Below are 14,352 nucleotides of genomic sequence, written 5' to 3'. Positions count from 1 at the left end.
AGCCTGCCGTTTGCCACGGAGAATTATACCGAACCCACAAAAGCCTCACATGGCAAAGCTGGTGCCACAACCGCAGCTGGCGACGGCATTGGGATTGGTGATCTGGAAGGACTGGCCCATCAAGTTATCAACAAAATCGATTTCCGACCCGGCCATGTAGACCAATGATACCGGATCGATCAGCAGCGTGGCGCCATCGCGCTCAATCACCAGATCGCCGTCCTGCGGGCCTTGATCCAGGTCGAATTTATAGGAAAAGCCAGAACAGCCGCCACCTTCGACAGAGACGCGCAGAGCGTGCTTGTCATTTTCGCTGGAAACGATTTTGGCGATACGCTTGGCTGCATTTTCCGAAACTGTAACTGTCTGTGTGGTCATTTTTGCCTCCTGACGGGTTCAAGGCCCGTAGAAACCTGGGGTTTGTCTATTTTTTCCTGTCAACTTCGCGGCGAAGCAGCAAAAATTGGCAGGAAGTTAGGTCATTATAAAGAGGAAGCCGGTGCCTTGCACGGGATTTTCCTATAGGTATGAACCATAGGCGAAAGCGTCAATGGGCAGGATGAAGAGCAAGCATGACAATCGATAGAAATGCATTGGGATTCGGTGTTGGAGAACGGGCAATTTTTGCTGCCGATCCCTGGAACTCGCGTGGGCGCCTCTATCCGGAAGGCGGCAGCCTGACCCGGTCCGATTTCCAGCGCGACCGCGACCGCATTGTTCATACGACAGCTTTTCGCCGCCTCAAGCACAAGACGCAGGTTTTCATCGGCCCCGACAGCGACCATTACCGCACCCGGTTGACCCACACGATCGAGGTGGCGCAAATTGCCCGGGCGCTGGCTCGCGCCTTCCGCATCGACGAGGATCTGGCCGAAGGCGTGGCTCTGGTCCATGATTTCGGCCACACACCGTTTGGCCATACCGGCGAGGATGCGCTGCACGAATTGCTGGAGCCCTATGGCGGCTTCGATCACAATGCCCAGTCGTTGCGGATCGTCACCAAGCTGGAGCGCCGCTACGCCGAATTCGATGGCCTTAACCTGACCTGGGAAACGCTGGAAGGCCTGGTCAAGCACAATGGGCCGCTGATGAATGCGGACGGCGAGGGGACGCGCGGACCGGTGCCTTTGCCGATAACAGAATATTGTCAGATGCAGGATCTCGACATTGCCAGCCATGCCAGTCTGGAGGCGCAGGCCGCTGCCGTCGCCGACGATATCGCCTATAATACCCATGACATCGACGATGGTCTGCGCTCCGGCTATCTGACGTTTGATATGCTGGAGGATGTGCCGTTTCTGGCTGGTCTGATGCGCGATGTGCGCGACCGCTATCCCAATCTAGAGGCCGACCGGTTTACGCATGAGATCATGCGCCGCCAGATCACCCGGATGGTTGAGGACGTGATTGCGGTGGCCCAGGAGCGGCTGGCGCGTATTCGCCCGATGTCGGCTGACGATATTCGCCAGGCGGGTGAAACCGTTATTACCTTTTCGGAAGGAATGGCTGAGACCGACCGGCAGATCAAGAAACTGCTGTTTTCGAAAATCTACCGCCATCCCGATATTATGCGTATTCGCGCTGGCGCGGCCCAGATCGTCACGGATTTGTTCAAGGCCTATATGGCCGATCCGACCCTGATGCGCAGCGACTATTGGGTGGAGCATACGGCAGGGCTGGAAACGCCTGCCAAAGCCCGCCATGTCGGCGATTTTCTGGCCGGGATGACCGACACCTATGCGGTGCGTGTCCACCGGCAGCTGTTTGACCATACACCCGATTTGCGCTAGGCAGCGGGCGAAACGCCGCCTGTTGGGCTGGCTTCGACCTGCATCTGTCTGGATTGATCCTCATGAACCTGTTCGCCGATTTCGAAAATCGAATCAAAACTGCGCTGGAAACCCTTGATCTTGTAAAGGAAAAGCGAAGCGAACTGTCGTTCGACCGGATCGTCGTCGAACCACCGCGCGATGCAAGCCATGGCGATGCCGCAACCAATGCGGCGATGGTTCTGGCCAAGCCGCTGGGCGTCAGCCCCAGGGTTCTGGCCGATCTGATCGGCGAAAAACTCAAGGAAGATGCCGATATTGCCGAGGTTTCCGTGGCCGGTCCCGGCTTCCTGAATATCCGCCTGTCGGTTGCCTATTGGCAGCGGCTGCTGGCCAATGTGATTTCTGGAGGCACGGATTTCGGCCGCTCGCAAACCGGTGCTGGCCGCAAGGTCAATGTCGAATATGTCTCGGCCAATCCGACGGGGCCGATGCATGTCGGCCATTGCCGGGGCGCCGTGGTCGGCGATGCGCTGGCCAATCTGCTGGCCTTTGCCGGTTATGGCGTTACCAAGGAATATTACATCAACGATGCCGGTTCGCAGATCGACGTGCTGGCCCGTTCCGTTTTCCTGCGCTACCGCGAGGCGTTGGGTGAGGCCGTCGGCGAGATCCCGGCTGGGCTTTATCCTGGTGATTATCTGATACCGGTCGGCGAAGCGCTGGCTCAGGAATATGGCGTGCGTCTGCACAACATGCCGGAAGAGCAGTGGATGGAGATCGTCAAGGATCGCGCCATCGATGCGATGATGGTGATGATCCGTGAGGATCTCGCAGCACTCAATGTGCATCACGACCTGTTTTATTCCGAGCGGCAATTGCATGCCAATGGGGCCGCCGCGATCCGCACCGCCATCAACGACCTGACCTTCAAGGGCCATGTCTATCGCGGCACGCTGCCGCCGCCGAAGGGACAATTGCCTGAAGATTGGGAGGATCGCGAGCAGACGCTGTTTCGCTCCACCGAAGTCGGCGACGATATCGATCGTCCACTGATCAAGTCCGATGGCAGCTATACCTATTTTGCCGCCGACGTCGCCTATTTCAAGGATAAGTATGATCGCGGTTTTGACCGGATGATCTACGTTCTGGGTGCCGACCATGGTGGCTATGTGAAGCGGCTGGAGGCTGTGGCCAAGGCTGTGTCCGAGGGCAAGGCCAAGCTGACCGTGTTGCTTTGCCAGCTCGTCAAGCTTTATCGCGATGGCGAACCGGTCAAGATGTCGAAGCGGTCGGGTGATTTCGTGACGTTGCGCGACGTGGTCGAAGAAGTCGGCCGTGATTCGGTGCGCTTCATGATGCTTTACCGCAAGAGCAGCGAGCCATTGGATTTTGATTTTGCCAAAGTGACGGAGCAGTCCAAGGACAATCCGGTCTTCTACGTGCAATATGCTCATGCCCGTTGCATGTCGATCTTTAGGCAGGCGCGCGAAGCTTTCGGCGATATCGATCTTTCGCCGGATGTTCTGGAAGCTGCCGTGACCGGTATTACCGAGCCGAGCGAAGTGCAATTGATTGCCAAGCTTGCGGAATATCCGCGAATCATTGAAGCTTCGGCCCAGTCAATGGAACCGCATCGCATCGCATTTTATCTTTACGATCTGGCTAGTTCGTTCCATGCTCACTGGAATAAGGGCAAGGATCAGCCGGAATTACGATTTGTTAACGATAAAAACCGACAATCAAGTCTTGCCAGACTTGGGCTGGTGCATGCTGTCGCTTCTGTGTTGCAGTCCGGACTGGCCATTACCGGCACGGATGCTCCGCAAGAGATGCGATAGTATCGTCACCAATTCCCCACATTGCGCTGGCAAGCCGATGGTCGCGTAGCGAGTGGAAGTGTAGGGTTATGGTGCAAAAACAGGCTGCATATAGCAGGGATCCAGCAGGCAGTGCGTTTGCGGACGACGATCCGTTGGCAGAGCTGGCCCGTCTCGTCGGCTACGATGCGCCGGTGGCGCGTCGTGACCCTCCCATGACTCAGAGTATGACTCCGCCTGCGGCGCCAGAGCCGCACCGGCATTCGCCAGCGCATGATCAGGTCAATTTGCAGGACGAACTGCTTCAGGATCTCGATGGTTACGTCGATGCGCCTGCCTATGTCGGCGTGTCCCAGCCGTCAGCCGGTTATTCCCATGAAGCGGTATCGGCGCGAGAGCCAGTGTCCTTTGGTGGCAACGAGGCTCCTGTTTCGGACATATCCCTTGCCGATGAACTTGAGTGGTCAGTGGGCGATGTGGCCGTAGAACCGCCTTCGGCGCGTTCCGGTGGAGCCGATCCAACCGAAGGCTATGGGCGTCATCGTTTGCCGCTTGCCAATTTCAATCCGGTCAGTGCTGGCGCCTCGCGTTCCAGTGCGGCTCGCCATGAAGAGCAGACCCGCCAGCGGCAAGAGCCGGTGATGGAGCCTGCTCCGGTTGAGGCAGCCGCCCCTGTAGTCCACCCGGAGCCTGATGCGCGAGAAATGGAGCAGGATTTCGATTTTGGGTTCAGTCCTGAAGAACAGCGAGCACCAGCATCGGCAACTGCTACGCAGGATGCTGTCGCCCAGCGCCGCGAACCGCCGCTTTTCCAGCCTGTTGCCCAATCGGTTTTCGCAGGTGCGCCGCTTGCCCCGCCCTCGCGGGAGGTTCCTAGCTTTTTCGAGGCTCTGGCGCGCAATGAAGAGGTGGAGGCTCGGCCCGTCGCAGCTTCTGCCTATTCGGTGCAAGAGCCTCGATTCGAACCTCAGGCGGCGTCCCCAAGCCTTAACCATCAGCGCCTTGACCATCAGCGCCCTGATCATCAGCGCGATGAACATCAGCCCGAGTTCCAGGACGAAACATCTCTCGCCCAGCAGGAGGCCGATCCTTTCGGTGGCGATTTTGATTTCGATCTCGAAGATATCGAACTCGACCTTTCCGAGCTGGAGGCTGAGTCCGCGCCATCGGTGACAGAGCATCGGCCGCCGCAGCCCGTGGCAGCCGCTGTTGCTGGTCCTGCCGCGCATCAGCCGTCCCGTCCGGCAGAGGCCGCACCTGTTCAGGCGGCAGCGCCTATTGCTGAACCGGCGCCGCAGCATGTGAGCGAACCCGTTCCGCTGCCGTTTGATGCCGCAGAAATTTCGGATCAAGACGAACATCTGGAAGCTGTCGCGCATCTGGACGTTCCCGATTTGCCACCGGTGGAAGATGCCGCGCCTGCCACCTATCGGCAGGATTACGATTTCGATATCGATTCCGAACTGGCAACATTGCTGGATCAGACGGTGGAGCCACGTTCAGCATCTGCGCCATCAAAGCCGGCGCAGGCTGTGGCCGCAGCGGCTGTTGCTGCTCCGGTAGCGCCCATGCCGCCCTTGGCCGAGCAGGTCAAAAATATGCCCAGCGATGATTTCGACGTGTTCGAAAAGGCACTGGAGGAAGATTTTCGCAAGAGCCTTGACGGTCCCCATAGTTTCGGTGCCAAGCCCGGCGGGCCTGTGCCTATGCCGTTGGAAGCAGAGGACTATGACGATTACGAAGAGCCGCGCGGTTCGCGCCGCTGGGTGGCGATGGCTGCCGCAGCGGTGATCGTGCTGGTTGGTGGCGGCGGTGTCTACGCCTGGATGAAGACCAGTGGGGGGGAAACGTTCAGCTCCAATGAACCGAAAGTGGTGATGGCTGACAAGGGGCCTGTCAAGGTCGTGCCTGCCGATCCCGGTGGCAAGTCCGTTCCGAACCAGAATAAGGCGGTCTATGACCGCGTGTCTGGTTCCGCTCCTGACCAGCCTCAGCAAAAGAGCCTGATCTCTTCGCAGGAAGAGCCGGTGGATGTTGCCCAGCGCACGCTGGAGCCTGACAATCTGCCACTGGAACAGGAATCAGAGGCTGACAATGCTGGCATGAACGGTGATGCCGCGCAGACGGGCCAGAATGGCCAGCCGGGCGATGCCGCCAAGCAAGGCGACCAGCAGAGCCTTTCGCCCCGCAAGGTGAAAACGATGATCGTGCGGCCGGACGGCTCGTTGGTGGCGCAGGAAACCCCTGCCCAACAGCCTGCGGCTTCCCAGCCAGCGGCGGCCCAGCCAGGATCCGCTGCTCCGCAGAGCGTGGAACAGGCCATGGCCTCTGCGGATACGGCAACGGCTGCACCGGATGCAACCCAGGATAGTGCAGGCGTTCCAGCTCCCAATATGCCGGTTCCGCGCAACAGGCCATCCGCCTCGCCAGTGCAGACGGCAGCGGCGGCTCCCAAGAGCCTAACGCCTGCTACTACGCCTGTTTCTGCTTCTCCTACGCCTGCCAGCACGGCTGCCATCTCCGGCGGTTATCTGGTTCAGATCTCTTCGCTGCCAAGCGAAGCCGATGCTCAGAAAAGCTACAAGAACCTGTCGGCTAAATTCGGCAGCGTGATCGGTGGCCGGGGCGTCGACATCAAGGCCGCCGATATTCCGGGCAAGGGCACCTACTACCGTGTCCGTATCCCGGCTGGCAGCAAGGATGAAGCCGTGTCGCTCTGCGAACGTTATCGCGGCGCTGGCGGAAATTGCATGGTGGTGCGCTAAAGGCATAGGGGAGCCTTTTTACGGTTCCCTTTGATTGAATGTGACTTCGTTTCAGGGCGCTTTTCTCTAAGAATAGCGCCCTTTCTGCTGCTTTTTCCGTGGATTCCTGTGCATGATCGGCGGTTTGCCCTCGGCTTTTCGCAAAGCTGGACTATTGTTCGCGCCATGACCCACGCAAAAGCAATGATTTTGGGCTGTTCCGGCCCGGTTCTAACCCCCGATGAGCAGGCGTTCTTCAGAGAGCATCAGCCTTGGGGCTTCATTCTGTTCGGGCGCAATTGCCTTGACGGTGCGCAGATCAGCAATCTGGTTGCGCAGATGCGCGATACGGTTGGCGGGCGCAATGCGCCGGTATTGATCGATCAGGAGGGCGGGCGCGTGCAGCGCATTCGCGAGCCGATGTGTCCGCGCTATCCATCGGGTGCCGAGATCGGCGCGCTCTACCGTCAGGACAAGGAGAAAGGGCTGCGCGCCGCCTGGCTGATGTCGCGGCTGCATGCCTTTGATCTTATGCGCTACGGCATCAATGTCGATTGCCTGCCGGTGCTGGATGTGCCGGTCGAAGGGGCCAGCAATGTGATTGGCAATCGCGCCTATGGTTTTGATCCGGAAACGGTCGGGGCATTGGGCGAGGCGGCGGCGGCGGGTTTGAAGGCGGGCGGTGTGCTGCCGACCGTCAAGCATATTCCCGGTCATGGCCGGGGCATGGCCGATTCTCATCATGAATTGCCGGTGGTGACGGCGTCACGGGCCGAGTTGGAGGCGCATGATTTCCCGCCCTTCCGGCGGCTTAACGGTGAATTGATGGCGATGACCGCGCATGTGGTCTATTCTGCCTATGACCCAAATTATACGGCCTCGACCTCATCCATTGTCGTGGATGAAGTGATACGCGGACTGATCGGGTTCCAGGGGCTGCTGATGAATGACGATCTCTCCATGAATGCCCTGAAAGGGACGATTTCCGAGCGGGCAGGGGCGGTGGTTGCCGCTGGCAACGATGTTCTGCTGCATTGCCATGGCATTATGGAGGAAATGGTGCAGGTGGCGGAACGCGCTCCGGTATTGGCCGGAGCGGCGCTTGCGCGGGCAAAGGCCGTCGAGGCGGCTTTCGGCGGTAACGACGGCGCTGATGAACAGGCGATCCGCGCCGAATTCGCCTCCTTGATCGCGGTGGCGTGATGGCAGAGCCTGTCGCACCCGCTCCGGCTTCCCCCGCTCCGGCTTCCAATGTGAAGGGGGGCGCCGCCACACCAATGGAGAAGCTGTGGCAGGGCGATGCGGCAGGCGAGCGGGCCAGCGATGATCCGTCTTTGGTCATCGATGTTGCTGGCTTCGAAGGCCCTCTGGATCTGCTGCTGTTTCTGGCCCGCAATCAGAAGGTCGATCTGTCGCGGATTTCGGTTCTGGCGCTGGCCGAACAATATCTGCTGTTCGTCGAAGAGGCCCGCAGCATCCGCATTGAACTTGCCGCCGATTATCTTGTCATGGCGGCATGGCTCGCCTATCTGAAGTCGCGGCTGCTGATCCCCCAACAGGCCAAGGACGACGAGCCATCCGGTGAGGAAATGGCCGCAGCGCTGGCCTTCCGGCTGAAGCGGCTGGAAGCGATGCGCGATGCGGCTGGAAAGCTGGTCAACCGCAACCGTCTGGGCCGCGACATCTTTCAGCGCGGCGCGCCCGAACATGTGCCGGATCGGGTGAATTCGGCCTTTGAGGCCAGTCTCTACGACCTGCTGTCGGCTTATGCCAATCTGCGCCAGCGTCAGGCCTATACGCAGGTGACAATCGAGCGGCGCACGGTCTGGTCGCTCGTTGACGCCCGCACGCTGCTCAACCGGATGATTGGCGAGATCAGCGACTGGACGGCGCTGGACAGCTATTTGTTGCAATATCTGGCCGATCCCAGTGAGCGGATCACGGCGATTGCCAGCGCCTTTGCCGCCTCGCTGGAACTGGTGCGGGAAGGCAAGCTGGAAATTCGCCAGGCTGGCGCTTTCGAGCCGATCTATATGCGGGGCGGCAAGGGCCGGGATGCGGCGGGCATGTTGGTGCCTCATGCCGATGGTGGCGTGTGATGGCAATGACGGGCGACAATCAACCAGATGAAGCCGATGCCAAGGATGGGGCAGGCGGGCTTGCCGCTATTCGTGAGCGCGAGGCCTTGCGGATCGTCGAGGCGCTGGTCTTCGCCTCGGCAGAGCCAGTCTCGGAAAGTTTTCTGGCTGAACGTCTGGCGCGCGGCACCGATATTGGCGGGCTGATGAAGGCGCTTCAGGCCGATTATGCGCCGCGTGGCGTCAATCTGGTGCGGATTGATGGACATTGGGCATTTCGCACCGCCGCTGACCTGGCCTTTGCCATTCGCCGTGAAGACAACGAGGTGCGCAAACTGTCGCGGGCGGCGTTGGAAGTGCTGGCGATCATTGCCTATCACCAGCCGGTCACACGAGCCGAAATCGAGGATATCAGAGGTGTGCAGACCTCCAAAGGCACGATCGACGTCTTGCTGGAAGCTGGCTGGGTGCGGTTTCGCGGTCGCCGCCGTACACCGGGCCGGCCTGTGACGTTCGGCACGACTCGCGATTTTCTCGATCATTTCGGGTTGGAGGAGTTGCGCGATCTGCCGGGCATGGAGGAATTGAAGGGGGCGGGGCTGCTGACGGGGCGTATCCCTGCGAATTTCCATGTGCCGATGCCGATGGATGGTGATGCGCTTGGCGAGGACGAAGACCCTATTACTCAGCTGGATCTGGAGGAACTGGGCCTGCTGGCACCCGCCGATGCCCGTGATGCATAATCTGTTGTTGAGCTTGGACCGTAGAAATGCCCATAAAGTCTGCGGGACTGTTGATGGGGCAGCAGCGGTGTCTTGCCTCCCGTCATTTCCCATGCCAATCAGGTAAAAGATTTTGTAATTTGAAAAAGATGCACAAACATCTTACATCGGTATGACCGATCAATAAGGAGTGGGGACCATGGGTTCTTTCAGTATGTGGCATTGGCTGATCGTTCTGGCGATTGTGCTGTTGTTGTTTGGCCGCGGCAAGATCCCGGAACTGATGGGTGACGTTGCCAAGGGCATCAAGAACTTCAAGAAGGGCATGTCGGACGAAGATGCTGCCCCGGATGCGGCTTCCCGGCCTGCCGATCAGTCGAAGACCGTGGACCACCGGGCCGACGATCACAAATAACCATGCGTGCAATTGAATGAGGCCGGTGCCCGATGGCGCCGGTCTGTTTCTGGAATGGGTCGCCGCTTGGCCGACGGCTTCAGGAGACTGAAGAATGCTTGACATTGGCTGGAGCGAATTGCTGGTCATCGCGGTCGTGCTGATCGTTGTGGTTGGTCCGAAAGACTTGCCGCCCATGCTGCGGGCCTTTGGCAAGATGACGACGCGGTTGCGCAAGACGGCGGGCGAGTTTCGCGCCCAGTTCGACGAAGCCCTGCGCGAAGCTGACATGGACGATGTGCGCCGCACGATCGATGATGCCCAGCGGCTGAACCCCGCCAATGCGCTGCGCGAGGCGATCAACCCGCTGCGGCAGATGGGGGCCGATATCAGATCGGATCTCCAGCGCTCGACGCAGGTGGATCATTTCCCTGAAGATGAGAGTAGCCGTCTGCCGCTGGCGGATGAACCGGCCCGGCCAATGACGGCGGAAGATCTTCCGCCACTGGCCCCGCTGGGGGATACCCTGGCAAAGCCGCAATTGCCGGGTTCGGCTGCCGCCGCACCTGTGACAGCACCGGTCGTCAAAGCTGCCGAAGCTGTCACCCCAGTGGAAAAAGCACCGGTGAAACGGGTGCGAAAGCCAAAGTCGGACGCTACGGCGACTGAAGTTCTGACGTCTGAAGTGTCGGCGCCTAAGGTAGCAAAGACGGCAAAAGCCACGAAAGCCAAGGCTGTTTCCAAGCCAGTCAAAAATCTAAAACCAGCGGCCGTCACCGCGCCGATCACGCAGGCGTCTGTTGATGCGGATATTGCTGTTTCGGATTCGTCGCCGAAGACGACGACGCGCACCAAACGGCCAGCAACGACAAAGGGTCTGCCGGAGACGGTTGCTGTGCCAGCATTGAAAAAGAAAACCGTGTCCAGGAAGAAGACTGTCCCTGGCGAGACGACGGCCAGCCAGCCTGAGTCGCGTGCGCCAGACACTGAAAAGCAAGACACCAGTAAGGGTGAAGCATGAGCGACGACATCGAGGACAAGCCGCAGCCGCTGATCGAGCATCTGATAGAGCTGAGGACGCGGCTGATCTGGTCTTTGGGTGCGTTTTTCCTGGCCTTCATCGTCTGTTTTTTCTTTGCCAAGCATTTGTTCAATCTTCTGGTCATTCCCTATAAATGGGCGGTGATCTGGGCGCATCTGGATGTGAGCAAAGCGGAGTTGATCTATACGGCACCGCAGGAATTCTTCTTCACCCAGGTCAAGGTGGCGATGTTTTCTGCCATGGTCATCGCTTTTCCGGTGATTGCTGCGCAGATCTACAAGTTCGTGGCGCCGGGCCTTTATAAAAACGAGCGCCAGGCCTTCCTGCCGTTCCTGGTCGCCTCTCCGGTCCTGTTCCTGATGGGGGCGGCGCTGGTCTATTTCTTCTTTACCCCGATGGTGATGTGGTTCTTCCTGGCCATGCAACAGGCGCCGGGGGAGGGTGACGTGGCGATTTCGCTGATGCCGAAAGTTTCGGAATATCTCAGCCTGATCATGTCGCTTGTCTTTGCCTTCGGTCTTGTCTTCCAATTGCCTGTGGTGACCACGCTTCTGGCCCGGGTCGGGATTATCGATAGCAAGTGGCTGGCCGAAAAGCGCAAATATTTTATCGTCATCGCTTTCATCGTTGCGGCCATCCTGACCCCGCCCGATCCGATGTCCCAGATCGGTCTTGCACTCCCCACCATCCTTCTCTACGAAGTCTCGATCTATGCGGCAAAGCTGGTGGAACGGGACCGGTCGAAGAAAGCTGCGGCAGAGGCCAGTGCTTCCACCGAGGTGAAATAGCCTGCGTCAGAATTTGGCCCGCTTACATATTTGGAACGACGATGCTTGATATAAAATGGATTCGTGAAAACCCTGAGCTTCTCGATCAGGCGCTGGCAAAGCGCGGGGCAGAGCCGCTGTCGCAGAGCCTGATTGCACTTGATGAACAGCGCCGGGCCGTCGTCCAGTCCATGCAGGACATGCAATCGCGTCGTAATTCCGCCTCCAAGGAAATCGGCGCGGCCATGGCGCAGAAGGATATGGCGCTGGCCGAAAAGCTGAAGGCCGAAGTTGCCTCGCTGAAGGACACCCTGCCGGCTGCCGAAGAAGACGAGCGTCGCCTGAGCGCGGAACTGAACGACGCCCTGTCGCGCATTCCCAATATTCCGCTTGATGATGTGCCTGTTGGCGCGGATGAACACGACAATGTCGTGGCGCGTGTTGTTGGCCAGAAGCCGGGCTGGAATCACAAGGCCATCGAGCATCCGGAAATCGGTGAAGCGCTGGGCTATATGGATTTCGACCGGGCTGCCAAGCTTTCCGGCGCACGTTTCACGGTGCTGACCGGGCCGTTGGCGCGGCTGGAGCGGGCGCTTGGCCAATTCATGATCGATCTTCATACCAGCGAGCATGGCTATACCGAAGTCTCCTCGCCGCTGATGGTGCGCGATGAGGCGATGTATGGCACCGGCCAATTGCCGAAATTTTCTGAGGAACTGTTCAAGACCACCGATGGTCGCTGGCTGATCCCGACGGCTGAGGTGACGCTGACCAATCTGGTCTCCGGCGAAATTCTCGATCAGGAAAAACTGCCGCTGCGATTTACCGCTTTGACGCCGTCCTTCCGCTCGGAAGCAGGGTCAGCTGGCCGTGACACGCGCGGCATGTTGCGCCAGCATCAATTCTGGAAATGCGAACTGGTGTCGATCACCGATGCGCAGAGCGCCTTGGCGGAACATGAGCGGATGACGGCCTGCGCCGAAGAAGTGCTGAAGCGCCTTGGCCTGCATTTCCGCACCATGACGCTTTGCACCGGCGACATGGGCTTTGGCGCCGCCAAGACCTACGATCTGGAAGTCTGGCTGCCGGGACAGAACACGTTTCGTGAAATCTCCTCCTGCTCGGTTTGCGGCGATTTCCAGGGACGGCGGATGAATGCCCGCTACCGCAACAAGGATGGCAAGGGTACGACCTTCGTTCACACGCTGAACGGCTCGGGTACGGCGGTTGGCCGGTGCTTGATTGCAGTGATGGAGAACTATCTCAACGAAGATGGCTCGATCACTGTGCCTGACGTATTGTTGCCCTATATGGGCGGTCTGACGAGAATCGAAAAAGCCAGCTAATTCCGGCTTCGGAAATGTCTTGACGAGGACCAATGCGGATTCTGCTGACCAATGACGATGGCATTCATGCAGACGGTCTGGCCGTTCTGGAAAGAATAGCCCGGACGCTGTCCGACGATGTGTGGATTGTTGCGCCGGAAACCGACCAGAGCGGGCTTGCCCATTCGTTGACCCTGTCGGAGCCGTTGCGACTGCGGCAGCTTGGTGAGAAACGCTTTGCCCTACGGGGAACGCCGACCGATTGCGTCATCATGGCCATTCGCAAACTGCTGCCCGGCAAACCGGATCTGGTGCTATCGGGCGTCAATGCCGGGGCGAACCTTGCTGATGATGTCACCTATTCCGGCACGGTGGCTGGGGCCATCGAAGGCACGGTGCATGGAGTGCGCTCGTTTGCGCTTAGCCAGGCCTATAGCTACGTCGCTGGCCATTCGATTCCCTGGGATGTGGCTGAAACGCATGCCCCAAATCTGATTGCCAAGCTGATGCGCATCGACCTGCCGCCCGGCACATTCCTCAACCTGAATTTCCCCAATTGTGAACCGGGCGAGGTTGCGGGCGTCGATGTGACCTCACAGGGCAAACTCGACTTTGGGCTCAGCGTCGAAGAGCGGACGGATGGACGTGGGGTGCCCTATTTCTGGCTGCGATTCGGCGACCGCAAGGGCAATTTCCGCCCGGGTACCGATATTGGCACATTACGTGACAACCGTATTTCGGTGACGCCGCTGAAGCTGGACCTGACCGACTATGCGGTTCAGGATATCATCGCCGCCGCGCTGAACCCGGAGGTGGGGTCTTGAAATCTGCCATGCTTGAAAAAGAAGGCTTTGCCGCCCTGGTGCTGCGGCTGCGCTCCGAGGGAATTTCCGACATCAACCTGCTGACCGCGGTGGAACAGACGCCACGCTCGCGATTCGTCGCCCATCATCTGGCCGAACACGCCTATTCCCGCCAGACGATCCCGCTCGAATGCGGTGCCTTCATGGAAGGGGCCGATCTTGCCGTCCGGCTGATCGAGCGCCTGCGGGTCAAGCCCGGCCAGCGGGTGATGGAGGTCGGCACCGGCAGCGGTTTCATGACCGCTGTTCTGGCGCGGCTTTGCGAACGTGTCGTCTCGGTGGAACGCTACAAGACGCTGGTCAACGATGCGCAGTCGCGTCTCGAGCAATTGTCAGTCCGCAATGCGATTATTCGTCATGGCGATGGCAGCCTGGGCTTGCCGGGCGAGGGGACATTCGACCGAATCATCGCGACCGCCGCGTTTCCGTCGATGCCAAAAGTCTTTACCGAGCAACTCGTTCATAACGGGGTGCTGCTTGCTCCGCTCATTGTGGACGAAAATCGATGCGTCATGGTGCGGCTCACCCGGACGGGCAGCCGGTTTGAGCGGGAAGACCTGTTCGAGGTTCCCTATCTGCCCCTGACCCCAAATGTTGCTGCCTTCCTCTGATTGGAAGCTTCCACCTCTCTAAATTTACCAAAATGGGAGGGTTTGCTGGTGCTCGACTCAGTCCCATTAATTTTTATGGTTAATGGCTTTTTTGTAAAACCCCGGCACAGCAGGGTTTCCAGAGACGTAGCCCCCGGTTTTCCTGCGATTTTTTGCGGAATGTTCATAAGGATTCCACGCGGTTAACCGCCCGGTAACACTAACGCGCTTTAATAAA

The 14,352-nt window shown here is 59.0% G+C and carries 12 protein-coding genes and 1 pseudogene; 12 read left to right on the top strand and 1 reads right to left on the bottom strand.

All coding sequences use genetic code 11. The features are described 5' to 3' along the window. Positions 1-45: 45 nt before the first annotated feature. A complete protein-coding gene (gene erpA / locus AVCG78_RS08515; RefSeq protein WP_071205583.1) occupies positions 46-378 on the bottom strand; it encodes an iron-sulfur cluster insertion protein ErpA in 333 nt (110 codons plus the stop codon). 194 nt (positions 379-572) lie between these two features. Here erpA and AVCG78_RS08510 point away from each other — a divergent pair, with 194 nt between their 5' ends. The 12 genes and pseudogenes from AVCG78_RS08510 (at position 573) to AVCG78_RS08455 (ending at position 14,135) form a co-directional block, all read left to right on the top strand. Further along, positions 573-1,790, top strand: coding sequence for a deoxyguanosinetriphosphate triphosphohydrolase (locus AVCG78_RS08510; protein ID WP_015916346.1), 1,218 nt, complete (start codon positions 573-575; stop codon positions 1,788-1,790). A gap of 62 nt (positions 1,791-1,852) precedes the next feature. Then, positions 1,853-3,610: an arginine--tRNA ligase gene (gene argS, locus AVCG78_RS08505; RefSeq protein WP_071205585.1), complete on the top strand. Its 1,758-nt coding sequence runs from the start codon at positions 1,853-1,855 to the stop codon at positions 3,608-3,610. A gap of 194 nt (positions 3,611-3,804) precedes the next feature. After that, on the top strand, positions 3,805-6,354 hold the full coding sequence (locus AVCG78_RS08500; protein WP_174089677.1) for an SPOR domain-containing protein: 2,550 nt from the start codon (positions 3,805-3,807) through the stop codon (positions 6,352-6,354). Between the two features lie 165 nt (positions 6,355-6,519). Next, positions 6,520-7,536 carry a beta-N-acetylhexosaminidase gene (gene nagZ / locus AVCG78_RS08495; protein ID WP_071205589.1) on the top strand — a complete coding sequence of 339 codons (1,017 nt, stop codon included), beginning with the start codon at positions 6,520-6,522 and terminating at the stop codon, positions 7,534-7,536. Between the two features lie 74 nt (positions 7,537-7,610). Further along, complete coding sequence (locus AVCG78_RS08490) at positions 7,611-8,432, top strand: segregation and condensation protein A (RefSeq protein ID WP_071205591.1); 822 nt, start codon at positions 7,611-7,613, stop codon at positions 8,430-8,432. A 5-nt stretch (positions 8,433-8,437) separates the two neighbouring features. Then, the gene (gene scpB / locus AVCG78_RS08485; protein WP_156583004.1) at positions 8,438-9,154 is read left to right on the top strand and encodes an SMC-Scp complex subunit ScpB; all 717 of its coding nucleotides are present in this window, start codon (positions 8,438-8,440) and stop codon (positions 9,152-9,154) included. A 178-nt stretch (positions 9,155-9,332) separates the two neighbouring features. Further along, positions 9,333-9,548, top strand: a complete 216-nt coding sequence (locus AVCG78_RS08480; RefSeq protein ID WP_071205594.1) for a twin-arginine translocase TatA/TatE family subunit — start codon at positions 9,333-9,335, stop codon at positions 9,546-9,548. A gap of 94 nt (positions 9,549-9,642) precedes the next feature. Continuing rightward, a pseudogene (gene tatB / locus AVCG78_RS27300) lies at positions 9,643-10,344 on the top strand (Sec-independent protein translocase protein TatB); the annotation flags it as partial. Between the two features lie 200 nt (positions 10,345-10,544). Further along, positions 10,545-11,357, top strand: a complete 813-nt coding sequence (gene tatC, locus AVCG78_RS08470; protein WP_071205596.1) for a twin-arginine translocase subunit TatC — start codon at positions 10,545-10,547, stop codon at positions 11,355-11,357. Positions 11,358-11,398: 41 nt separating this feature from the next. Next, positions 11,399-12,682, top strand: a complete 1,284-nt coding sequence (gene serS, locus AVCG78_RS08465) for a serine--tRNA ligase (protein ID WP_071205598.1) — start codon at positions 11,399-11,401, stop codon at positions 12,680-12,682. Between the two features lie 32 nt (positions 12,683-12,714). Further along, on the top strand, positions 12,715-13,485 hold the full coding sequence (gene surE / locus AVCG78_RS08460) for a 5'/3'-nucleotidase SurE (RefSeq protein WP_071205600.1): 771 nt from the start codon (positions 12,715-12,717) through the stop codon (positions 13,483-13,485). Then, positions 13,482-14,135: a protein-L-isoaspartate(D-aspartate) O-methyltransferase gene (locus AVCG78_RS08455; protein ID WP_071205602.1), complete on the top strand. Its 654-nt coding sequence runs from the start codon at positions 13,482-13,484 to the stop codon at positions 14,133-14,135. The genes surE and AVCG78_RS08455 overlap by 4 nt, the downstream gene beginning before the upstream one ends. Positions 14,136-14,352: the final 217 nt, after the last annotated feature.

It is taken from the genome of Gillisella vitis (assembly GCF_021559775.1).
GTDB classification, from domain to species: Bacteria; Pseudomonadota; Alphaproteobacteria; order Rhizobiales; family Rhizobiaceae; genus Allorhizobium; species Allorhizobium ampelinum.
Note: the sequence above shows the minus strand (reverse complement) of the source record. Positions and strands in the feature narration are given on the sequence as shown.